The following is a 20,383-nucleotide window of genomic DNA, read 5'->3' as shown; positions in this document are numbered from 1 at the left end:
TTATTTGTTGATGCCCGGCGGGACCACGAGGCCAACATCGGCCTCTTCGCCGTTTTTGCGCTGGATGTGCAGCAGCACGACCGCCTTCTTCGGAGTCAGCCGCTGCATCAGGCTCTCCGGCGTGTCCCCATCGTTGGGGTATGGGCTGGAGCCGTTGACGCGGAGGATGAAGTCTCCGGCGGAAAGTTTGAGCACGCCTTCGGGCGTCTTGTAGTCTTCCAGGACGAGGAGGGCGTGAAAACTCGGCTGCAGCAGAAGTTTGTTGCGCAATTTTTCGTCCACCAGCGCCACTTTGAGTCCGGGCAGCAGCTCTCTTTCCAGCGTGGCAGGCGGCAGTTTCACCGGTGTGTCCATCAGCGTGGCCTCGGTCTCCCGCTGCTCTGAGGCACGAAAGTAGGCCAGCTTTACCACCTCTCCGGTTTTCAAGGTGGTCATGCGCATGAGAAAGCGGGCTCGGCTGGTCACTGCCTGCCCGTTGACGCTGACGATCACATCTCCGGGCAGCAGGCCCGCTTTGTCCGCGGCCTGGCCTGCTTCGACATGCAGCACCACGGCACCTTTCGCTGCCGAGCTGAGCTTGAGCTCAGCGATCACTTGCGGGTCCACATCCACAAGTCGCACTCCGAGCATGCCACGTTTGACGCGCCCCCCTTTCATCAGATCATCAGCCACCTTCAGTGCCAGATTCACCGGCACAGCCAGGCCGATGCCTTCCCCGCCATAGCGTGCGGTGTTCATGCCGATGACCCGCCCGCGCCCATCGACCAGCGGGCCGCCCGAGTTGCCGGGATTGATGGCGGCATCCGTTTGAATGAAATCCTGCAAGCTGCTGGCCAGCCCGCGAATCTCGGCCCGGCCGGTGGCGCTGACGATGCCCAGCGTCACGGTTTGCTCGAGGCCAAAAGGGCTTCCGAGCGCCAGCACCACATCTCCCGGCTGCACCCGATCGCTGCTGGTCAGGGTGGCTGCCTTCCAGTCGCCGCTTTTCGCGCGGAGCAGCGCCACATCGGTGGCGCCATCCATGCCCACGATCTCCGCCGGTACATCCACCGTGCTGCCGCGCGGCCTGATCAGGATTTCCTGAGCTCCATTCACCACGTGGAAGTTGGTCATTACCAGACCGTCTCCCGTCAGCACGATGCCGGTGCCGAAACCCGACCTCCGCAGGTCTGCCTCCGCCAATCCGCGAGGCTTCATATCCCAGGGGTCATCGTCCCACTGCGCGCGGGGCTTCCAATGCTTGACCAAAACAGTTACGACACTATCCCGGATCCCGGCGACGGCCTCGCGATAGCTTAAAACGACGGCCCCAGCATTGGGCAGGGGAGAATCATCGCGCTTCAACCGTGAGGCTAGGTCATCCTCTGCCAGGGCTTGCCGAGAAAGGCAGGCGAAGAGCACGACCAAAATAATACGCATATTTTTTACGCTATCAGATCCATCGCCTCACTGGCAATTCTAGAATGGCTTTAAAATCACCCAAGTCGCCCCCCAGGAGCCGCTGGTTTCATCGGCGGGCCAGATGAACTCATTCACCTCTGGCAGCTTCGCCAGGAGCTGATGCACTCCGATTCTCAAGCTGCCGGTGCCTTTGCCGTGAATGATGCGGACGCGGAGGAGGCCACGCCTGCGGCATTCCGTGAAATATTCGGGCAGCAGGCTGCTGATTTCCCCGGGGCGGAAGGTGTGGAGATCAAGTTCCGGGCCGATGGGGTGCTCCACCACCTCGGGAATAGAGTCGTCATCGGCAGCGGGCATGGCGGAAAATGATTCGGCAAGGCCGCGAGTCCAGCGGCAATCGTAATGCACAATGCTTGTGCTATGGGCTCCGGCGTCTAGCATGGGCGAAGCACCTTCAAGGAGTTCCTTTTGTTTTCCAACCTACGATCCTGGCTTTTGCATCTGCGTGGTCTTGCACGTCAGGGCTGGGGTTTGTTGCGCACGACAGTAGGCGAGAGCACGCTCGATCCGTTTCCGCTCAAACAAATCCTGAAGGGATACCACAAGGAGTTCTTTAAAGCGGACTGCAGGAGCGGACTGGACGGGGCGCTGCTGGCCATCCCGCAGGGCATGGCGTTTGCGGTGGTGGCCGGACTGCCGCTGGCGTACGGCATCACCTGTTCTGCGGTGGCGTGTGTGGTGGGGGCGCTGTTGATGAGTTCACGGCATTCCATCTATGGCCCGACGAACGCGACGGCCTTCATGGTGTCGTCTTATTTCGCGGCTTTTCCAAACCTGAACCAGCTGGCCTCGATGCCCATGCTGGTGTTTCTGGTGGGGGCGCTGCTGATTTTCGGTGCTTATTTTCGGGTGGCGGACATGGCTCGGTTCATCAGCCGGGCGGTGGTGGTGGCGTATCTCACGGGAGCGGCTTTGCAGATGTTTGCGCACCAGCTGCCGGTGGTGCTGGGGCAGCAGATCGCCCCGGCTCCTGGCAGACCTGTGGCGCGGACGCTGGTCTCGGACGTGCATGATGTGCTGGGCCATCTGGGGGACATTCACTGGCCAAGCGCCCTGATCTGCGTGCTGGCCATCGGCTGCTATTACGGCCTCAAACGCTTTGGCAAGCGCTTCCCGGCGCTGACCTTCACGCTTATCCTGATGTCTTTCATTGCAGCGGGAATGAACAGAGCGGGGTGGCATGTCGCCACCTATTCCGATTTGTCGTTTACCTGGCGCACGCTGCTCCCCCCCTTCCCCGACTTCACCAGTGGCAATGCCTCGGCGCAGTTCAGCCAGCTCTTCGGACTGGCGCTCTCCCTTGCGTTTGTGGCGATGATGGAAAACTCCGCCATGGCGCGCACGCTGGCCAGCCGGTCCGGCCACAATGTGGATGCCAACCAGGACATGCTCAGCCTGGGTGCGGCCAATCTGGCCTGCGCCTATCTCAGCGGCATGCCTGCCTCCCATTCACTCACCCGTTCGCTGGCGGCGTATGAAAGCGGCGCGGTGTCTCCGGTGTCCGCCATCGTGAGCGGCGTGGTGTGCCTGGTAGCAGCGCTGACCATCGGCCCGCTGGTGGCTTATGTCCCCAAGGCCGCTCTCGGTGCGATGGTAATCTGCGTGGCGGTGGCTCTGATCAACAAGCGCCAGATCCACATCTCCCTGCGCGCGACGGCGTCTGACGCCATCGTGTTTGTCACGACTTTCTTCGCAACGCTGCTGGTGCCGCTGCACGTGGCCATCTTCACCGGCGTGGGCGTCTCGATCATCCTTTACCTGCACAAGGCCAGCCAGCCCTCCCTGGTGGAGTACGAATTCAATGCGGAGGGGAATCTGGCCGAGGCCCAGCAGGGCGGACGCCAGCATCCGGCGATCTCGATTGTGCATGTGGAGGGTGATTTGTTTTTCGCCTCCGCGGACATTTTCCGCACGCAGATTCAACGCTCGTGCGCCGACCCCAACCTGCGCATTGTGATTTTGCGGCTGAAGAACGCGCGGCATCTGGATGCCACATGCGCCATGGCGATCGAGGAACTGACCCGCGCCCTGCGGGCCGATGGGCGTGATATCATCGTCAGCGGCGTGTCGAAAGACCTGTACCGCGTGTTGAAGGATTCGGGAATGGTGGAGGTCATCGGAAAGGACAACCTCTTCCCGGCCAGCCCGTCGAATCCCAATCTTTCCACCCGCAATGCTTTGCGGCGTGCCCAGGAGATTCTAGGCATTAAAGATGCGGACGTGCGTATCTACTACGATCCTTCAAAATCTCCAAAGCACTAGATCCCGCTTTCCCCTATGAAATGGTCTTTCCGCCTCTTCTCCGTTGTCGGCACCGAGGTGCGCGTTCATGCCACCTTCCTGCTGCTGCTGCTGTTCGTGGCCAGCCAGAGTTATTTCAGCGGACAGGGGCACCTTGTGGCGCTCGAGTCCACACTGTTCATCATCGCGATTTTTACCTGCGTGGTGCTGCATGAATTCGGCCACGTCACCGCGGCGCGCGGTTATGGCATCCGCACGCCGGACATCACGCTGCTGCCCATCGGCGGGGTGGCGCGGCTGGAGCGCATGCCCCGGAAGCCCTCTGAGGAACTCGTCGTGGCCATCTGCGGCCCGCTGGTCAATGTGATCATCGCAGCAGGCATCTGGCTGGCCTTCGGCATCGATGCAGTTTTTCATCCGGGCTATGACTTCCTCAAATCAGGCGACTTCTTCGAGAAGCTCATGGTGTGGAATATTTTCATGGTGGTGTTCAACCTGATCCCCGCCTTTCCCATGGATGGCGGCCGCGTGCTGCGCGCCTTTTTTGCCATGTTCATGGAATACGGCGCGGCCACACGACGCGCGGCTTCCATCGGGCAGGGCATCGCGATGCTGGTGGCCATCTTCATGCTGCTGAGCCACACCTTTCAGCCCATGCTGCTGCTCATCTGTTTCTTCATTTTCATGGCCGCCGGGCAGGAGGCAGCCACGGTGACGCAGCAGGAGGCCACGCGAAACCTGCGCGTGCAGGATGCCATGCTCACGGACTTCCGCTCACTGCCGCCGGATGCCACCCTGCGCGAGGCGGTTGTGCTCCTGCTCGCAGGCAGCCAGCAGGATTTCCCTGTGCTGGACGCAGGCGGCGGCATGCAGGGCATGCTGACGCGCCATGACCTGATCTCAGCACTCGCTGAAAAGGGCCCCTCTCATCCGGTGAGCGACGTGATGCGGCCCTGCCCTGCCTCGGTGCAACCCGTCGGAGGTTTGACAGAAGGTCTCGACACCCTGAACGCGAGCGACTGCCCGGCCATACCCGTGCTGGATCCGATCAGCGGAAGACTCGTGGGACTGCTCACCGCTGAAAATGTGGGGGAGACGCTGATGGTACGCGCAGCCTTGATGAAGCTGCGGGCCTAGGCCGCGCCATCCGCCGACGGCGGATTCACCGCTGGCAGAGGTGCGACGATGTTCACCGGCCACGGAGAAAACTTTTCGAAGATGCCGGTGCCGAGTTCCTTGCTGCTGGCATAGCCGCGGCGGAACATCTCCAGCTTGGCATCGATGTTATCGACGTGGTGGAGGGCGACCGCCTCGGGTGTCTTGGGCAGCACGGGTGAACCAAACTCCAGGCTGCCATGATGCGCGGCGATGAGATGCAGCAGGTGCAGGCGCACGATCTCGGATGCAGGCTCCATGGCGGTCCATTCCCCCGCTGCGGGCTGCTCCAGCATGTCGCGCCAGAGCTTGTTCACGAGTTCCAGGCCCAGCGGGATGTGCCCAAGCATCTCCGCCGTGAGATTGTACGGCATGGTGAAGCCGGATTCGGCATACACGTTCTCCCAAAGCTTGCCACAGTCGTGGAACAGCACGCCGGCGATCATGAGATCGCGGTTCAAGTTTGGGTAAACACCCGCCACCGCCACGGCGCAGCGCATCATCTGCGCCACATGCTCCACCAGGCCGCCACGACGGGCGTGGTGGTTTTTGCGCGCGGCGCCGGTGCGGCGGAAGCGCTCGCCGTGGCGCTCGAGAAACAGCAGGCAAAGCTTCTGGAGGCGCGGATCGCGGATGGACTCGATAAAGGCAGTGATGTCCGCGTAGTCCGCCTGCTGGCGGGAGGCGAGATCGGGATCTCCCAGCAGCAGTGTGGATGATTCCTCTTCGGTAAGAGCGCGCATCTGCACCTGGCGGGGCTCAATGCCGTACTTGCCCTCAACCCAATGGCCGGAGAGCTGGATGAAGGAGTTGCGCGCCAGCCTGGCCGCGTCCTGGAACACGGGATTGTTGTCAAAGATGCGCCAGACCAACGAATCGGCCGCGTCCACGAGCTTGACCTCCAGAAACGGGCTGCCCGTGCTGGTGGCTTTCTCGATGCGTGACTCCACCTGCAAGTGCAGCCGGTAGGGCTGCGGCGTTGGATTCGCGACCTGCCGCAGCTGCGTGATCGTGATCAGGTCGAGGTCGTGAGCCGTGGAGTCTTCCATGGAGGAGAGTGGCCGCAGGGCACACTCGGCGTCAAGAGCGAAGCCGCCGGCTTCGGATCCAGTTGCGGCGCAACTGGACAATTACATCACGGGCTGGCCGATCTCGCGCCATGGTCCTTGCTTGAGAACGATGTCAGGCACAAGTGACTGCCAGTTGCCGTCGCGTGCGTGGATCATGTTGCGAACTTCCGCGCTGGTGTGGAAGAGAAAGTCATGATTCGGCTCCTCCAGAGCTCGCACGCTTTTGGTCTCGATCAGGTAGCGCAGCAGATGCTTCTGCTCGGGAGTTACGCGGGCATCATTCACCCCGAGGATCTGGCCGTTCAGCGGATTGCCCATGGGATAGACATAGACGCGAACCTGGTTTTTGAAAAGACGGCCGAAGGCTTCAAGCAGGCCACCCTCGAGGTCCGCGGACCAGCGTTCGTTAAACAGCTCCTGAAACAGGGGGAGTCCCAGCACGATGCCGATAGGGCACTGCGTGTGCCGGGCCAGGTAGCTGCTGACGCGGTGAAACTCCGGATATTTGGAAATAAGCACGTTTTTGCCCAGCGCCTGGAGCACGTCTGCACGCGCGAGGAATTCGCTGTCAGGCACCTCCGCCCCGCTGGCGAGGAGATTGTGCATGGTGATCTCAAGGATTTCGACGTTGTTGCAGGCGGCTTCACCGAAATCCGCTTTGAAGGCGGCCTGGCCGCGCTCAATCATGTCAAGATTCAGCTTGGTGATGGGATCAAAACTGCCGCGCTTGAGGAAGACCGGCTTTTTATACAGCACATCAGATGCCTGCCAGATTTCACCGTCAGCGCCGAAGAGCGCCGCATCGGCGAGGCCCAGACGCACGAGCTTCAGAGCAACCAGGCGATCTTGAAACTCCGATGCCGCGAAGACAGGGCCGGTGAAGTCAATCATGTCGATCTCGACACGTTTGCGTGTGAGATCGTCCAGCAGGCTTTGGAGGAAGAAGGACAGATCCTCCCGCAGGTAGAAGGCGGCGTAGATGAGGTTCACGCCGAGCTTTCCGAGCGCGTCTGCCTGGCGCGCGTTGGAGTCGTCCAGCAGACGCACATGCATCTGGATTTCATTGCACGGGCCGCCGGGCTCTGCCTGAAAGCGCATGCCGATCCAGCCATGGCATTCCTCCTTGGTGTCCCGATAGGAGCGGGCGCGCACGGTGTCCGCCACGGTGAAAAAGGTGGTGGTGGTGCCGCGCTTGGCATTGAGCCGCTGCACGAGCATGGGGTACTCGTGCTCCAGCATGGCGCACATGCGCTGGCGCGAGACGTACCGGGAGCTCTTGCCGTAGATTTCATCGCTGATGGTCATGTCGTAGGCAGACATGGTCTTGGCCACGGTCCCGGACGCGCCGCCGGCGCGGAAGAACCAGTTGGCGATTTCCTGCCCGGCGCCGATCTCCGCGAAGGTGCCGTAGATGGTGTGGGCGAGGTTGATCTTGAGCGCTTTCTCAAGCGTGCCGGGGCGTTCGTTGACGGAATTCATGCGGTGGCCTTATGATGCGCATGCCTGAGGCCGATGCACGAAGCATTTGAAAGCAGTTCCGGCTCCGTCGGGATCGCACAGGCGGTCCGACGCGGACTGGTCCTCCAAAAATCCGGCCAGGGTCTGGCGTGAAACCTCGATGAGGCCCAGTTCGTGCAGCCAGGCGCAGTAGTCGGTGAAGTTGATGTCGGCAGTGATGTCCTGGCGGCCTGGATTGGCATAGATGTCGGCTCCGGTGAGTCTTTGATGCAGCAGATAAGCACGCAGCGTGCCGTGAGGCCGACGATGATAGAGTCCGGGGAAGTCATCGCCGTAGTCGATGGTAAGCATGGCGCCGTTTTTCCAATGCGGCGTCCATCCGCGCAGCCAGTCCCGCACGCTGGGGTGGAGCTCGCAGCGCTGGCGGTCGGAAAAGGCAGTGTGGCGCAGGGCGCTGAAATGCGCTGCGTCGAGTGCGTGCGGATGAAGCTGCTCAGGCACCCAGACCTCCAGCCAGCGCTGCTCGGCGGCGCTCCACTGCACTAGGGTGGCGGGAAATGCGTCCAGGAGTTCGTTGTGGTAAATGAAGGCCTGCCCGCCAGAGGCGGTGAGGGCGGATTCAAGATCGTCGTGCCACACCACTTTGTTTCCCAGCTTCTTTTGCTGCTCCTGCCGCAGCACGGGAGAAGTCTCGACGATATGAAAGGTGAACCGGCGGCGTGCCCACCAGCCGAGCGCTTTGCGCACCGTCTGCATGAGCGAGCCGTCGCCGGCGCCGATCTCGATGATGTGACGGATGTGTGACTGCAGATGTGATTCCCCCTTGAGCCAGTCTGCGATGGCGCGGCCAAGGGATGGAGAGAGCGTGGCTGAGGTGGAGAAGTCTCCGCGGGTGCCGACGGTTTTGATGTGCCGTGTGTAGTAGCCGCGTTCAGGATCGAACAGGGCACGCGCCATGAAGCCGGAGAAAGGCTCAGAAACTGCGGATGATTTCATCGGCGATGATTTCCAAACCTTCGCGCACGATGTGCTGCGGCTGCGAGTAAGTGAGGCGCAGGCATTCGTGCGGATGTCGCCAGTCTTTATCCAAGCCGAAAGCAAAGTAGTGCCCAGGAATGACGAGGACCTTCCTTTCTTTGAGCCGGCGATAAAGTTCTGCGGCAGGGATGGGCAGGCCGTTGATCCAGAGCCAGAGGAAAAAGGCGCCCTCCTGCGCATGCAGCGCCCAAGGCACGCGATCGCCCAAGGCCGATGCGAGCACGGATTTGGCAAAGTCCGAGCGCTCGCGGTAGAAGGGGCGGATGACGGAGGGGCCGAGCTTGACGAGAGTGTCGTCCTTGAGCAGGGGCATGAACAGCGCCTGGCCGAGGTTGCCATTGGCCAGTGAGACGATGGCGTTCATGTTTGAAAGCGCCTTCACGATGTGAGGATCGGCGACGATCATGGCAGTGCGCACGCCAGGCAGGCCGACCTTGCTCATGCTGATGCTGAAGATCATGCCGGGCTGCCATTTGGGCTGGAAGCCATTGTGAATGACGCCAGGAAAGGGATGGCCGTAGGCGTTGTCAATAATGAGGGGGATGCCGTGCGCGTCTGCCAGCGCATGGAGGCTGTCGAACTCGTTTTGAGTGAGCACGTTGCCCGTGGGATTGGTGGGGCAGGAAACACACATCGCCGCGATGTCCGGCGTGATGCGCAACCGATCGAAATCGACATGGTATTTGATCTCGTGCGGGGCGGTTTCAACGATGCGGGGCAGGCAGGCGGTGAACTGGCCGGCGCTGAGCGCCTGATTGGCGTAGCCGATGTACTCGGGCAGCAGAGGAAAGAGGATGCGCTTCTTTGCCGCGCCAGCCTCACCCGCGAGAAGATTGAAGAGCAGAAAAAAAGCAGACTGCGAGCTGGGCATGACCCCGATGTTTTCATGGGTCACCTCCCAGCCACACTCGCGCTTGAGGAAGGCGGCAAACGCTTCACGGAAGAGCGGATTGCCCCCGGGCGGGTCGTAGTTGAGCAGCGTGCGGTCGATGCTGTGGTCGTCCAGCATGGCGTGCATGCGCTCACGCCAGATTTGCTGCACCGCGGGAATGGCGGCGGGCTGGCCGCCGCCGAGCATGCGCATGTCCGGGTGGGTCGTGAGCGCTGCGCCACAGTCGTCCATGAGTTCCTGGATGCCGCTGGGGCCGGCGAGGCGCTGACCGATGTCTGAGAAGGTGGATTGCATCAGGGGGCCACGAAGGTATGCACCCAGTCGCGGATGTTGAAGTTTGGCGCAGCTTTCTCAATCTGCCAGCGGCCATCTGCATTTAGCCGGACGCTGCCAAGCCAGCGCTGATGCCACTCTTCGGGAGCGATCATGCTGAGCTGGTGCCTGCCCTGAACTTCGTACAGGTGATAGACTTCGCCGCAGACGGGCTCGAAGCCGAAGTGGCTTTCATAGATGAGCTTGTTCCAGTTAAACGCGTCGATCACCTCCATGTAGCGCTCCTGCATTTCCACCATTTCCTGCTGGAGCACGCGTTCGGCGCGGGTGACGCCCCGGGATTTAAAACTGGTGAGATCCTGGGGAACGATCTTGGCAGCCAGCCGAGAGGCCGGATACGGCAGGAAGTTGCCACGGGGCTCAGGAACTTGCAAAGCAGCGTCGATGGGGTCCAAGGCAGTGGGTGATTGGGTGTTAAGGGTGAAGCGCCAAGGCCGGGATGCAACGGTGCTTTGATTTGAACAAGATGCCTCCCGGGCGTATCTTAGCATTGATGAAGAACGTCTCCCAATTACTGATGGGCGCACTGCTGTCCGGCATGCTCGCCTCCTGCGCCAGCAGAACCATGGACAGCATCCCCACGCTGGCCGAACTGTCTGCGTATGAAAACGTGGTCCGCGCCCGCTATCAGCACTTGTATGACGAACTGGAGCACAAGCGCTCCTCCGGCGCCATCAGCAAGGCTGATTACGAGGAGCAGAAGCGCCGGCTGGACAACAAGGTGGCCGAAGGCGTGAACAACGCCGCGTGGAACAAGCACTACCTGGCGGAGTCCGAGCGCAAGTCGGACGGTGTGCCGACTCCAGACAATCCGGTGGCCCTGAGTCCCGGGCAGGTGGGCGGCACCGGCATAGGTGGTTCCGTCGGCTCTGGTGGGATGGGATCTTTTTACCGGCCTTCGTATCAAAACTACGGTGCTGTGTCCGGCATGGGGGGTTCAGCAGGCCTCGGCAGCATGCGCTCTGCCAATGAGCAGATCGGCAACAGCAGGACCGTGCGGAATGATGCGATGTCCGCTGGTGGTTCCTTCATTTCCACGCCGCCACCTGGTTCCATTTACGACGAAGAGCAGAGGCGCTGAGCAGGCGTCCGCTTCAGAAATATCAGACAGGCGATATAAGCGACCGGCGCTCTGCGCAGATCAGGGAGTTGCTGTGCCTTCGGGCCATGTGGCAGGCTTTTCGTGTACCGGTTTCGTTGTGGACCAGGAGTCCGGCGAAGCATCCTGCGTCAAAAAGAATAAAGCCCTGTGAGGTTTGATCCCCACAGGGCTTTTGGCGGCGGATTGCTCCGCCACATTGACCTCTAGGAGGCCAATGCGTTACTTCTTCTTGGCAGCCTTCTTAGCAGCTTTCTTGGCGGCTTTCTTGGCGGGTGCAGCCTTCTTGGCGGCTTTCTTTGCAGCTTTCTTAGCCATAGTGTTTGTCCTCTTGTTGTTGTTGGTTGCGTTGTTGTTTTGTTTTGCCGCGGCTGCGCTTTTGGCGCCTCCACGGACATTTTTTCCTGCGGCTGCCGGAGCGGCTGCGCGCTTTTCTTCGATCGCTGCCTGCGCTGCGGCAAGGCGTGCGACCGGAACACGGAAAGGACTGCAACTCACATAGGTGAGGCCTGCACGGTGGCAGAATTTGACGCTGTCTGGATCACCGCCGTGTTCACCGCAGATGCCCAGCTTGATGTCGGGCTTGGTCTTGCGGCCTTTTTCGATGGCGATCTTGATGAGCTGACCCACGCCGGTTTGATCCAGAGTGGCAAAGGGGTTCTTCTTGAAGATTTCGTTCTCGGTGTAGGGCATCAGGAAGCTGCCCATGTCGTCACGGCTGATGCCGAGCGCGGTCTGGGTCAGGTCATTGGTGCCGAAGCTGAAGAACTGGGCTGTCTCGGCGATTTCATCAGCCGTGAGCGCTCCACGCGGCACCTCAATCATGGTGCCGACAAGATAGTCGAGCTTAATTTTTTTCTCAGCCATCACTTCTTTTGCAACCTTATGCACGATTTCCACCTGAAGGTCGAGTTCTTTCTTGAATCCGACAAGAGGAATCATCACTTCGGGTTTCACCTTGATCTTCTTCTTCGCCACATCTGCAGCGGCTTCAAAGATGGCGCGAGCCTGCATCTCGGTGATCTCCGGATAGGCGATGCCAAGACGGCAGCCGCGGTGACCGAGCATCGGGTTGAACTCATGAAGAGCCGCGACACGTGAGGTGACCTTCTCAACGGACACGCCCATTTTCTTGGCGAGCTCAGCCTGCGCTTTTTCTTCATGCGGCACGAATTCGTGCAGAGGAGGATCGAGCAGACGGATGGTGGCAGGAAGACCCTTGAGCTCGGTGAAGATGCCCGTGAAGTCTTCGCGCTGATATGGCAGCAGCTTGGCGAGCGCCTTTTTGCGGTCGCCCACGTTGTCTGCCAGAATCATTTCACGCACAGCGTCGATACGATCGCCTTCGAAGAACATGTGCTCCGTGCGGGTAAGACCGATGCCCTGGGCGCCGAACGCAACGGCGTTCTGAGTCTGCTCAGGATTGTCGGCATTCGTGCGGACCTGCATGCGGGTGGCCTTGCCGCACCAGTTCATGAGCTGCTCGAAGCTCTTGAACTTCTCGGTGCCCTGCGCGGCCTTGTCGCCGTGGATCATGCCGGTGATGATTTCGGAAGGAGCGGTCTTCAGTTCGCCCGCATACACGGTGCCGCTGGTGCCGTCGATGGAGAGGTAGTCGCCTTCGCTGAAGGTCTGGCCTGAAACGGTGACGGTCTTCTTGTCATAGTCGATTTCCAGAGCGGCAGCACCGCAGATGCAAACCTTGCCCATCTGACGGGCAACGAGAGCAGCGTGGGAGGACACACCACCACGAGCGGTGAGGATGCCTTCAGCAGCGATCATGCCGCGAAGATCTTCAGGGCTGGTTTCGTTGCGGACGAGGAGGACTTTTTCACCCTTCTGCTCAGCGATGACAGCGCGGTCGGCGTTGAGGTAGATCTTGCCGGAAGCGGCGCCAGGGCCGGCAGGAAGGCCGGTGGCGATGGCCTTGGCCTTCTTGACGTCTGCTGCGTCGAAGATCGGGGCCAGCAGCTGGTCGAGCTGGTCGGCGGGGTTGCGCAGCACGGCGGTTTCCCAGTCGATGAGCTTTTCCTTCACCATGTCCATGGAGAACTTCAGAGCGGCGGCGGCGGTGCGCTTGCCATTGCGGGTCTGCAGCATGAACAGCTTGCCTTCCTGAATGGTGAACTCGATGTCCTGCACATCCTTGAAGTGCTTTTCCAGAGTCTGGCGGACCTTCATGAGCTCCGCGTAGGACTTCGGCATTTCCTTCTGCAGCTGGGCCACAGGCTCAGGCGTGCGCACACCGGCGACGACGTCTTCGCCCTGGGCGTTGATGAGGAACTCACCGTAGAATTCGTTCGCGCCGTTGGCGGGGTTGCGGGTGAAAGCCACGCCGGAACCGGAGGTCGGTCCCGTGTTGCCGAACACCATGGCCTGCACGTTCACGGCAGTGCCCCACTCGGCGGGGATGTTGTACTTGCGGCGATAAACGATCGCGCGGTCGTTCATCCAGGAGCCGAACACAGCGCCGGCAGCGCCGCGAAGCTGATCCCAAGGATCGCTCGGGAAGCTCTTACCAGTGCGGTCTTTCACAAGCTGCTTGAAGCGCTTCACCAGTTCCTTCTGGTCGTCGGCGGTCAGGTCGCTGTCCAAGATGTCCTTGTGATAGGTCGAGTGCTTATACTCTTCGATGACGACTTCGAAAGGCTCATGGTCTTCGCCTTCGCGCTTCTGCACGCCGAGCACCACGTCTCCGTACATCTGGACGAAGCGGCGGTAGCAGTCCCAGGCGAAGCGCTCGTTGTTCGTGGCGGCCACGAGGGAGAGCACGGTCTCGTCGTTGAGGCCGAGGTTGAGGATGGTGTCCATCATGCCGGGCATGGAGTCACGTGCACCGGAGCGCACAGCGACCAGAAGCGGGAAGCCTTTGGAGTCACCGAACTTGTAGCCCATGATTTTTTCCATGCCTTTGACGGCGGCTTCCATCTGGCCCTGGAGAGAGGCTGGATAGGTCTTCTTGTTCTCGTAGAAGTACGTGCACACTTCGGTGCTGATGGTGAATCCGGGAGGGACTGGAAGACCAATGCGGCTCATCTCCGCGAGATTGGCGCCCTTGCCGCCCAACAATGCTTTCATGGAACCATCACCGTCTGACTTCCCTGGTCCGAAAAAATAAACGTACTTCTTTTTGTCTGCGCTGCCCTTGGATGCTGTCTTTGCCATAAGTGATTTTCAGATCGTCTGATGCGATCCGTGGTTGTTGTGTATGTTCTAGGTGGGGGTTGAAGCGCGGGATTTAAGTCGTTGAAGCAAATGATGCAAGCATTAGTTGACAATCAAAAGCTGCGGTGCAGTCGCGACAGCCACTCTCAAAATGGCGTCTGAACCGCCGCTGAACTTGGTTCTGCTTCATGACAAGTATTGACGTCGCGAGGCAAAAACGATTTAATATTCAATCACAACGACGACTGTTTTTTGAACCTCTTTCGTTCCCGGCAGCCGCTCAATACAAACCCAACCGAAGAACATGAAAATCAAACCTCGCGCCCGCCCTCTCATCGTACAAGCGGGCTTTACACTCATTGAACTGCTGGTGGTCATCACCATCATCGCCATCCTTGCAGGCCTTGTGATTTCCCAGGCCAACAAGCTGATGGCAGATGGAAGAAAGGTGCAGGTGCAGACCGTCATCAAAGATCTGCGCCTCGCCATCGGCAGCTATCAGGTCGAGTACAACCGCTATCCGGTGAACTCCAGCCTCCTCAGCTCTGCTTCCTCCGGCCAGGACATTCAGGCAATCCCAACAGATGAAAACAGTGGCATCGTTGGTGCGCTGTCAACGATCTCGGCTTCCTCGAGCAGCGGCTCATCCGGCGGTTCTGCAACCCAGAACTTGAACCCGAAGGACATCAAGTTCATCGACCTTCCGATTGCCAAGAACGGCATGTTCGGCCTGGTGAACGCCCAGCCTCCCTACAAGCTCGTCGATCTCTGGGGCACCGTTTATTACGTTCTGCTGGACACCAATGGCGACAAACAGGTGGCCAATCCCGACCTGAACAACTCGGATCCAAGGATCTCCTCCAACGCCATCAGCCCGCCGCCGAAAATGCTCCCGGTCGAGATCGCTGTTTACAGCTGGGGTCAGGACAAGCAGCAGCAGACAGAGGACGATGTCGTGTCCTGGCGGAACAAGTAAACCCTCTCTCAAAAGATTCGCGAAGCGCAATGGCTCAAACCGTTGCGCTTTTTTCATGCCCTTCTGCTCAGGCGCGTTGCGCCAGCAGTTCGCCCGCTTTGGCGGGATCGACCTTCTCGTAGAAGTCGTCTTCGATCATGCAGACGGGTCCGAAGCCGCAGCTGGCCAGACACTCGGCAAACTCGATGCTGTATTTGCCATCAGCACTGACCGCGATGGGATGATGATGGTCTGTGTGAGAACGGTCAATGTTGCCCGCTTTGCAGAAGGCGTCCATCAGCTCATAGCTTCCGGCCATGGCGCAGGAGAGCGTGCGGCACACGCGGATGTGGTACTTGCCTGGAGCGGCCTGACGAAAACCCGGATAGAAGGTGACCACTTCAAGCACCTGGATCGGCTCCAGCCCAAGCTTGGCAGCCACCCAGTTCACCGCTTCTTCGCTGATAAATCGGAAATGCTCCTGCACGAGATGCAGCAGCGGCAGCACAGCGCTGCGTTTTGAAACGGGATAATGCGAGATCGCCTCATCCATGCGTTTCTCCAATTCGGCTGGAACTTCAAAGGGCATGCGTGGTTGTCTCGGAGGAAAAGGTTGGGAGTGGATCAGCGGTCACATTCGCCCATGACGAAGTCCAGGCTGCCGAGCACTGCAGGAATGTCGCTGAGCATGTGGCCGGGGATCAGCTTGGAGATGATGCTGAGGTTAAGAAAGGAAGGGGCGCGGATTTTCAGACGATGCGGCACGCCGCCACCGGTGCTGTTGATGTAGAAGCCAAGCTCGCCTTTGGGATTCTCGGCCGCGAAATAAACTTCTCCCGCGGGAGCATCGATGCCCTGCGTGGCGATGATGAAGTGGTGGATCAGCTCCTCCATCTTCATGAGCACTTTTTCCTTCTTCGGCAGCAGTCCTTTGGCGTCGGCCACATTGATGGGGCCTTCGGGAAGGTTTGCCAGCACCTGCTTCAGAATGCGCACGCTCTGCCGCATTTCTTCCATGCGCACAAGGTAGCGGTCATAGCAGTCGCCCTTGGTGCCCACGGGCACGTCGAACTCATACTTCTCGTAATCGAGATAAGGCTGCGCCTTGCGCAGGTCGTGCTCCACGCCGGAACCACGCAGATTGGGGCCAGTGAGACCGTATGCGATGGCATCCGCCTTCGAGATGACGCCGATGTCCTGCGTGCGGTCGATGAAGATGCGGTTGCGCGAGAGCAGCTTGTCGATCTCGTCGATCACAGGCTCCAGCTCCGAAAGAAAGGTTTTCACAGCACCGACGAATCCGTTCGGCAGGTCGCGGATCTGTCCACCCACGCGGGTGTAGCTGGTGGTGAAGCGCGCGCCGGTGAGCTGCTCGCAGAGATTGTAGATCTTCTCGCGCTCCGTGAAGGTGTAGAGGAAGACCGTCATCGCGCCGACGTCCATGGCGAACACTCCGACTCCCAGCATGTGGGCCGAAATTCGGGCCAGCTCGCAGCAAATCACGCGAATGGCGCGGCCGCGCTCCGGCACTTCCCAGCCCATCAGCTTTTCCACCGCCAGGGCGTACGCCACGTTGTTGGCCAGAGGAGCGAGGTAGTCCAGCCGGTCCGTGTAGGGCACGAACTGGTTGTAGTGCATGTTTTCGGCGATCTTTTCGTCTCCGCGATGCAGGAAGCCGACATCGGGATCCGCCTTGGTGATGATTTCACCGTCCAGTTCCAGGATCAGGCGCAGCACGCCATGAGTGGCGGGATGGCTGGGGCCCATGTTGAGCACCAGTTTCTCTCCGACGATGTCCGTCGTGGTCTCTTCCACGGCTTCGAGCTGCCGGGCCACTTTGGCGGCGGTATCCGGGGCCTCGTATTCTCGGGTGACAGTGGGCATGAAAGGCAGGGGTCTGGTAGCGGGCGTGAAGACTATCTATCTACGCTGCCCAAAGAGCGGCAAGGCGATTTTGTGAAAAATTTCACAAGCGGGTGGAAACAGAGCCCTAAATGCCCCCATTTTCTCCATCAATCGGTCCTCTCGGCTCCTTATATAATGAGGGAACAACGGTTCGCCGGAGTTGCCCTCTGGCTGGAGTGGGACAAAATGTCCCCGCCCATGACCTGCCTCCGCCGCCTCAAGCTATTCCTGCTCGTCCCCTCGATAGCGGGCATCTGGCTGGCTGCACTGGCAGGCGGAGGGCTGGCCCATGCCACGCCCCCGCCCGAGGACGGCATTTTTGACGATACCCGGGCGCTGACTCCTGAAACCCGCCGGCAGCTAGCCGAGGAGCTCGGCAAATTTCGTCACGATTTGAAATGTGACGCGTGGATCACCGCCACCAGTTTCACCTCTGCAGGAATGACTCTGCGCAGACAGGCCCAGATCACCCGCCGGGAGTGGAGCGGCACGCGGCCGGCAGTGTTGATGGCCTATGACCGTGCCAGCAAAGGCAGCGCCATGTCATTTGCACCCGAGTTTTGGGACCGCTACCCGGCGGCCGAACTCGTGGAAATCATGCAGGAAACGCGCCGCATCCTCCTCGACCCCAAGCTCACACTCGACGAACGCATGGCCATGGCCACGCGAGCTTGGGTCGACAGGCTGCGCGGCTTGGAGCGCGTCCGGTTGAAGCAGTCACTTTGGCTTCAGCGAGGTGAAAAGAAGTTTGCGATGACGGTGCCAGCCATCCTGGCCGGAGGCGCGGTTTTTGCCGCCATGCTGGGCTTCATTTCACGGCGGCGCAGCGCACGTGCGGGCCGGCGTTTCTTTTTCCCCGATGTGCAGGTCGGCATGCGCTTCGGCGCACCTTACGGCGGCGGGGTGACCGCCGAGATCAAAACCAAGGCCGGGGCGCAGTAGCACCGCGTCAGTCCTCCGCCTCTGGCGTCTCAGCGTCCTCCGCCTTGATGCCCATGTCCGCCAGCCTTTTGTCGAGATCCACGACATACTTCCAGGGCAGCTTCTTGCGCTGATACTTCCGGAAGAGCAGGTCCCGCAGTTCCAGCCAGCGCTGCGGCGGCGGATTTTCCAGAGGCATCCACGCCTCGCCGTCTGGATGGGCATAGCGGAACTGCCATTCACGCGAGTTCCAATACGCGCGGATGTACTGTTTGCGGCCGTCTTCCAGACGTTCGTGCCATTCGTGGATTTGGTTTTTGGTCATTGAGAGCGTGCAGGATGCGCTAGTATCGCGCCCATGCAAGCCGCCAGCCCCGGCAGTTCCCCTGCCTTGCCCAAACTCCTGCTCTACCTCCTCGCCGTGATGCTCGGCGGCGCGCTGCTCTCCGCACCGCTGTTTCACCTCGGCAAAGCAGCCCATGGCTGGCTCTCGGCCTCCTCATGGCATGAGGCAGGCATGGTGAAGTGGCTGCTTTCAGAGATTCAGCGCGCGCAGTTCACGCGGTATTTCAATCGCGCCGTGCTCGTGTGCGCGCTGCTTTTTATCTGGCCGTTCATGCGCTGGGTGCGTCTGGAGCGCTCCCTGCTGCCCGCCTGGCGGCCCTTGGCCACAGGTGTCAAACAATGGGCCACGGGCTTTTTTCTCGCCGCGGGTCTTCTGCTCGCACTGGGCTTCCTGTTTTTGCAAAGCGGTGCGTATCAGCTGCGCCCCGACGCTCGCTGGTTGAAGCTTGGAGAGCCCATCACCGCCGCGCTCGGCGCTGGCATCGTGGAGGAGTTTTTCTTCCGCGGCCTGCTTCTGGGACTGCTGCTGCGGACGATGAAGGAATCCAAGGCCTTGCTCTCCCTCACCTTCGTCTTTGCGTTGGTACATTTTCTCAAACCACCTGAGGGCTGGCAGATTGCCGATGCCGACGTCACCTGGCGCAGCGGCTTCCTGGTGCTCAGACAAATCGCAGCCGGTTTTGGCGATGTAGACTTTCTCCTCGCTGAATTTGCCACGCTCTTCGCTGTCGGCTGGGTGCTGGCCAGGATGCGCATGCAAACGGGGGCGCTGTGGGCGGGCATCGGCCTGCATGGCGGCTGGGTCTTCGGCCTGAAGTACTTCAGCGCCCTCACCCTCTACACCGGCGGCTGGCTGCCATGGATTGGGGCAAATCTGAAAGTCGGCCTCGCGCCGTTGTGCACCGTGCTCATCACAGGCTGGATCGCCTCGCGTCTGCTGCGGACCCGATAATTCATTTGCAGCCGCAACATCCGCACCGAATCATACCTCCGTGCAACTCCCTGCCGGAGTGGCGGAATTGGTAGACGCGCCAGACTTAGGATCTGGTTTGGAAACAAGTGCAGGTTCGAGTCCTGTCTCCGGCACTTGCGAAGGGGAGATGGTTTTATACTTCGGCAGGAATCCAGTCCCTCCATTTCATACCGGCTGGAGCATCACCTCCACGAAGGTTCGTGCAGGTTTCGAGCCACATGGGAAAGACGTTTCCCCCACAGCATTGGCCTGCCGCATTTAGGGATTCACAAACCTTCTCAGCCGTTGATAGGTTTCCCGCAACACGGGATGACTGCGGGAGAAAGCCGGATTCCCAAGCCAGGCGGCGACGATTTCCAGCGCCGCCCGGTCTAGCTCGGCAAGCTCCGCGCCATTGATGGACGCTGCTTTCGTGAGCAGGTTATTGGAAACTGACACGTTGGCATTGGGAAACACGCTGGCGAATCCACGCAGTTCTTCCGGCGTCCGTTTCTCATCCAGCAGATAGGATTCGATGGCCTGTCGCTGGGTTTCATTTCGCAGGTCTCCGCGGGCCATCATGTTGGAGATCATCAGTCCGCTTTGCGGGTGCTGGCTGGCAGACCGGCTCAGCATCGGAAGCACGACCTCTGGCCGCACGAGCAGCAGCCTGTCCAGCGTTAGGAATGCCGCATGGCGCACCGCCTTCTGGTCTTGCTTGTCACACAGCGCCATAAGCTCAGGCGCGAGTGCTGTATTTCGGGTATGCACGATGACATCAAAGGCCTGCAAGTAACCCGATGAAGATTGGCGGCGCCATTCAGGGTTGCGCAGAAGTTCTGCAGACTTCGTCTTCAGCAGGACGTCGTCTTCAGGCAGGCCGCCTGCACGTGCCAGGTTTCTCATCGCCACAGCCCACTCGTCGGCCGAGGCTGAGGCTTGCAAAAAATCACGCGCTTTTGCAGCCGCCGCGGCGGGATCTACAAGCATGAGCATATCCAGCAAAAACACCCGGTAAGTGGGCCATTCCGCCAGGTTTTGGTCTGCCCCGATCTCAAAATCAAGCTGCGTGGCAAAGTCTCCACCATGCTCAAGCTCGCTCAAAATCCAAGCCGCGGCCTCCCTGGGAGACATCTGCCGCAGTGCGCTCTTCATTTCCCGCAGCACCGTTCGAAATTCAGTTTGGGTGCTGCTTTTCACCATCTGCTGGCGGCTGGCTGCCAGCCGTGATTCCAGGGAGCGCACCTCCGCTCTGCCAGCCACCCCGGTGTTGGAAAATACCAGGCGCAGCGCACACCATGCCAGGACGATGCACGCCAGCGCGAGGAGCGTCAGTTTGGCCGGACTGTCTTTTTTCATGGAGTTCGTCAGGAGGTGATTTCCAGAACTCAGG

Annotated in this window: 18 protein-coding genes and 1 tRNA gene; 7 read left to right on the top strand and 12 right to left on the bottom strand. The window is 60.2% G+C overall.

Translation table 11 applies throughout. From position 1 onward, the window contains the following. On the bottom strand, nucleotides 1–1,197 hold the full coding sequence (locus tag ACILSO_RS11280) for a S1C family serine protease (protein WP_395737503.1): 1,197 nt from the start codon (nucleotides 1,195–1,197) through the stop codon (nucleotides 1–3). A 261-nt stretch (nucleotides 1,198–1,458) separates the two neighbouring features. Next, nucleotides 1,459–1,758, bottom strand: a complete 300-nt coding sequence (locus tag ACILSO_RS11275; protein WP_395737502.1) for a Smr/MutS family protein — start codon at nucleotides 1,756–1,758, stop codon at nucleotides 1,459–1,461. Nucleotides 1,759–1,935: 177 nt separating this feature from the next. Between ACILSO_RS11275 and ACILSO_RS11270 the strand changes: the two genes are divergently transcribed. Both ACILSO_RS11270 and ACILSO_RS11265 read left to right on the top strand, forming a co-directional pair. Further along, complete coding sequence (locus ACILSO_RS11270) at nucleotides 1,936–3,723, top strand: SulP family inorganic anion transporter (protein WP_395737501.1); 1,788 nt, start codon at nucleotides 1,936–1,938, stop codon at nucleotides 3,721–3,723. Between the two features lie 15 nt (nucleotides 3,724–3,738). Then, nucleotides 3,739–4,839: a site-2 protease family protein gene (locus ACILSO_RS11265; RefSeq protein WP_395737500.1), complete on the top strand. Its 1,101-nt coding sequence runs from the start codon at nucleotides 3,739–3,741 to the stop codon at nucleotides 4,837–4,839. Here the strand turns inward: ACILSO_RS11265 and ACILSO_RS11260 are convergent. The 5 genes from ACILSO_RS11260 to ACILSO_RS11240 form a co-directional block, all read right to left on the bottom strand. Further along, a complete protein-coding gene (locus ACILSO_RS11260; RefSeq protein WP_395737499.1) occupies nucleotides 4,836–5,906 on the bottom strand; it encodes an HD domain-containing protein in 1,071 nt (356 codons plus the stop codon). The two genes, ACILSO_RS11265 and ACILSO_RS11260, sit on opposite strands and share 4 nt — an antisense overlap. A gap of 81 nt (nucleotides 5,907–5,987) precedes the next feature. Then, complete coding sequence (locus ACILSO_RS11255) at nucleotides 5,988–7,406, bottom strand: TonB-dependent receptor (protein ID WP_395737498.1); 1,419 nt, start codon at nucleotides 7,404–7,406, stop codon at nucleotides 5,988–5,990. A gap of 9 nt (nucleotides 7,407–7,415) precedes the next feature. Next, complete coding sequence (locus ACILSO_RS11250) at nucleotides 7,416–8,381, bottom strand: SAM-dependent methyltransferase (RefSeq protein WP_395737497.1); 966 nt, start codon at nucleotides 8,379–8,381, stop codon at nucleotides 7,416–7,418. Continuing rightward, nucleotides 8,359–9,609, bottom strand: coding sequence for a valine--pyruvate transaminase (locus ACILSO_RS11245; RefSeq protein WP_395737496.1), 1,251 nt, complete (start codon nucleotides 9,607–9,609; stop codon nucleotides 8,359–8,361). The genes ACILSO_RS11250 and ACILSO_RS11245 overlap by 23 nt, the downstream gene beginning before the upstream one ends. After that, the gene (locus ACILSO_RS11240) at nucleotides 9,609–10,043 is read right to left on the bottom strand and encodes a DUF2452 domain-containing protein (RefSeq protein WP_395737495.1); all 435 of its coding nucleotides are present in this window, start codon (nucleotides 10,041–10,043) and stop codon (nucleotides 9,609–9,611) included. Before ACILSO_RS11240 ends, ACILSO_RS11245 begins: the two co-directional genes overlap by 1 nt. Nucleotides 10,044–10,141: 98 nt before the next feature. On the opposite strand from ACILSO_RS11240, the gene ACILSO_RS11235 reads away from it, so the two are divergent. Beyond that, on the top strand, nucleotides 10,142–10,729 hold the full coding sequence (locus ACILSO_RS11235; protein ID WP_395737494.1) for a hypothetical protein: 588 nt from the start codon (nucleotides 10,142–10,144) through the stop codon (nucleotides 10,727–10,729). A 240-nt stretch (nucleotides 10,730–10,969) separates the two neighbouring features. On the opposite strand, the gene ppdK is transcribed toward ACILSO_RS11235, so the two are convergent. Continuing rightward, nucleotides 10,970–13,912, bottom strand: a complete 2,943-nt coding sequence (ppdK, locus tag ACILSO_RS11230) for a pyruvate, phosphate dikinase (protein ID WP_395737493.1) — start codon at nucleotides 13,910–13,912, stop codon at nucleotides 10,970–10,972. 304 nt (nucleotides 13,913–14,216) lie between these two features. On the opposite strand from ppdK, the gene ACILSO_RS11225 reads away from it, so the two are divergent. Then, nucleotides 14,217–14,888 (top strand): type II secretion system protein, encoded by a 672-nt coding sequence (locus ACILSO_RS11225; RefSeq protein ID WP_395737492.1) that lies wholly within the window; start codon nucleotides 14,217–14,219, stop codon nucleotides 14,886–14,888. Between the two features lie 67 nt (nucleotides 14,889–14,955). Here the strand turns inward: ACILSO_RS11225 and ACILSO_RS11220 are convergent, their stop codons facing one another. Both ACILSO_RS11220 and nuoD read right to left on the bottom strand, forming a co-directional pair. Then, nucleotides 14,956–15,456 (bottom strand): NAD(P)H-dependent oxidoreductase subunit E, encoded by a 501-nt coding sequence (locus ACILSO_RS11220; RefSeq protein WP_395737491.1) that lies wholly within the window; start codon nucleotides 15,454–15,456, stop codon nucleotides 14,956–14,958. 35 nt (nucleotides 15,457–15,491) lie between these two features. Further along, nucleotides 15,492–16,751, bottom strand: coding sequence for an NADH dehydrogenase (quinone) subunit D (gene nuoD / locus ACILSO_RS11215; protein WP_395737490.1), 1,260 nt, complete (start codon nucleotides 16,749–16,751; stop codon nucleotides 15,492–15,494). Nucleotides 16,752–16,970: 219 nt separating this feature from the next. On the opposite strand from nuoD, the gene ACILSO_RS11210 reads away from it, so the two are divergent. Then, nucleotides 16,971–17,714 carry a hypothetical protein gene (locus ACILSO_RS11210; RefSeq protein ID WP_395737489.1) on the top strand — a complete coding sequence of 248 codons (744 nt, stop codon included), beginning with the start codon at nucleotides 16,971–16,973 and terminating at the stop codon, nucleotides 17,712–17,714. A 7-nt stretch (nucleotides 17,715–17,721) separates the two neighbouring features. Here ACILSO_RS11210 and ACILSO_RS11205 read toward each other — a convergent pair whose 3' ends face one another. Further along, nucleotides 17,722–18,018 (bottom strand): hypothetical protein, encoded by a 297-nt coding sequence (locus tag ACILSO_RS11205; RefSeq protein ID WP_395737488.1) that lies wholly within the window; start codon nucleotides 18,016–18,018, stop codon nucleotides 17,722–17,724. A gap of 33 nt (nucleotides 18,019–18,051) precedes the next feature. Here ACILSO_RS11205 and ACILSO_RS11200 point away from each other — a divergent pair, with 33 nt between their 5' ends. Both ACILSO_RS11200 and ACILSO_RS11195 read left to right on the top strand, forming a co-directional pair. Then, the gene (locus tag ACILSO_RS11200) at nucleotides 18,052–18,990 is read left to right on the top strand and encodes a type II CAAX prenyl endopeptidase Rce1 family protein (protein WP_395737487.1); all 939 of its coding nucleotides are present in this window, start codon (nucleotides 18,052–18,054) and stop codon (nucleotides 18,988–18,990) included. 52 nt (nucleotides 18,991–19,042) lie between these two features. Then, nucleotides 19,043–19,124: transfer RNA gene (locus ACILSO_RS11195), tRNA-Leu, on the top strand. A 145-nt stretch (nucleotides 19,125–19,269) separates the two neighbouring features. On the opposite strand, the gene ACILSO_RS11190 is transcribed toward ACILSO_RS11195, so the two are convergent. Continuing rightward, nucleotides 19,270–20,349, bottom strand: a complete 1,080-nt coding sequence (locus ACILSO_RS11190) for a hypothetical protein (protein ID WP_395737486.1) — start codon at nucleotides 20,347–20,349, stop codon at nucleotides 19,270–19,272. Nucleotides 20,350–20,383 lie beyond the last annotated feature (34 nt).

It is taken from the genome of Prosthecobacter sp. (assembly GCF_044226605.1).
In the GTDB taxonomy this organism is placed as follows: domain Bacteria; phylum Verrucomicrobiota; class Verrucomicrobiia; order Verrucomicrobiales; family Verrucomicrobiaceae; genus Prosthecobacter.
The sequence above is the reverse complement of the archived record's forward strand: the minus strand, read 5'-3'. Positions and strand labels throughout refer to the sequence as shown.

Excerpts from the sequence above, each read along its gene's own strand:
- ACILSO_RS11235 (WP_395737494.1), top strand. The coding sequence starts at position 10,142 with ATGAAGAACGTCTCCCAATTACTGATGGGCGCACTGCTGTCCGGCATG.
- ACILSO_RS11205 (WP_395737488.1), bottom strand. The coding sequence starts at position 18,018 with ATGACCAAAAACCAAATCCACGAATGGCACGAACGTCTGGAAGACGGC.
- nuoD (WP_395737490.1), bottom strand. The coding sequence starts at position 16,751 with ATGCCCACTGTCACCCGAGAATACGAGGCCCCGGATACCGCCGCCAAA.
- ACILSO_RS11265 (WP_395737500.1), top strand. The coding sequence starts at position 3,739 with ATGAAATGGTCTTTCCGCCTCTTCTCCGTTGTCGGCACCGAGGTGCGC.
- ACILSO_RS11250 (WP_395737497.1), bottom strand. The coding sequence starts at position 8,381 with ATGAAATCATCCGCAGTTTCTGAGCCTTTCTCCGGCTTCATGGCGCGT.
- ACILSO_RS11260 (WP_395737499.1), bottom strand. The coding sequence starts at position 5,906 with ATGGAAGACTCCACGGCTCACGACCTCGACCTGATCACGATCACGCAG.
- ACILSO_RS11210 (WP_395737489.1), top strand. The coding sequence starts at position 16,971 with ATGACCTGCCTCCGCCGCCTCAAGCTATTCCTGCTCGTCCCCTCGATA.
- ACILSO_RS11225 (WP_395737492.1), top strand. The coding sequence starts at position 14,217 with ATGAAAATCAAACCTCGCGCCCGCCCTCTCATCGTACAAGCGGGCTTT.
- ACILSO_RS11255 (WP_395737498.1), bottom strand. The coding sequence starts at position 7,406 with ATGAATTCCGTCAACGAACGCCCCGGCACGCTTGAGAAAGCGCTCAAG.
- ACILSO_RS11275 (WP_395737502.1), bottom strand. The coding sequence starts at position 1,758 with ATGCCCGCTGCCGATGACGACTCTATTCCCGAGGTGGTGGAGCACCCC.
- ACILSO_RS11190 (WP_395737486.1), bottom strand. The coding sequence starts at position 20,349 with ATGAAAAAAGACAGTCCGGCCAAACTGACGCTCCTCGCGCTGGCGTGC.
- ACILSO_RS11220 (WP_395737491.1), bottom strand. The coding sequence starts at position 15,456 with ATGCCCTTTGAAGTTCCAGCCGAATTGGAGAAACGCATGGATGAGGCG.
- ACILSO_RS11245 (WP_395737496.1), bottom strand. The coding sequence starts at position 9,609 with ATGCAATCCACCTTCTCAGACATCGGTCAGCGCCTCGCCGGCCCCAGC.
- ACILSO_RS11200 (WP_395737487.1), top strand. The coding sequence starts at position 18,052 with ATGCAAGCCGCCAGCCCCGGCAGTTCCCCTGCCTTGCCCAAACTCCTG.
- ACILSO_RS11280 (WP_395737503.1), bottom strand. The coding sequence starts at position 1,197 with ATGAAGCCTCGCGGATTGGCGGAGGCAGACCTGCGGAGGTCGGGTTTC.
- ppdK (WP_395737493.1), bottom strand. The coding sequence starts at position 13,912 with ATGGCAAAGACAGCATCCAAGGGCAGCGCAGACAAAAAGAAGTACGTT.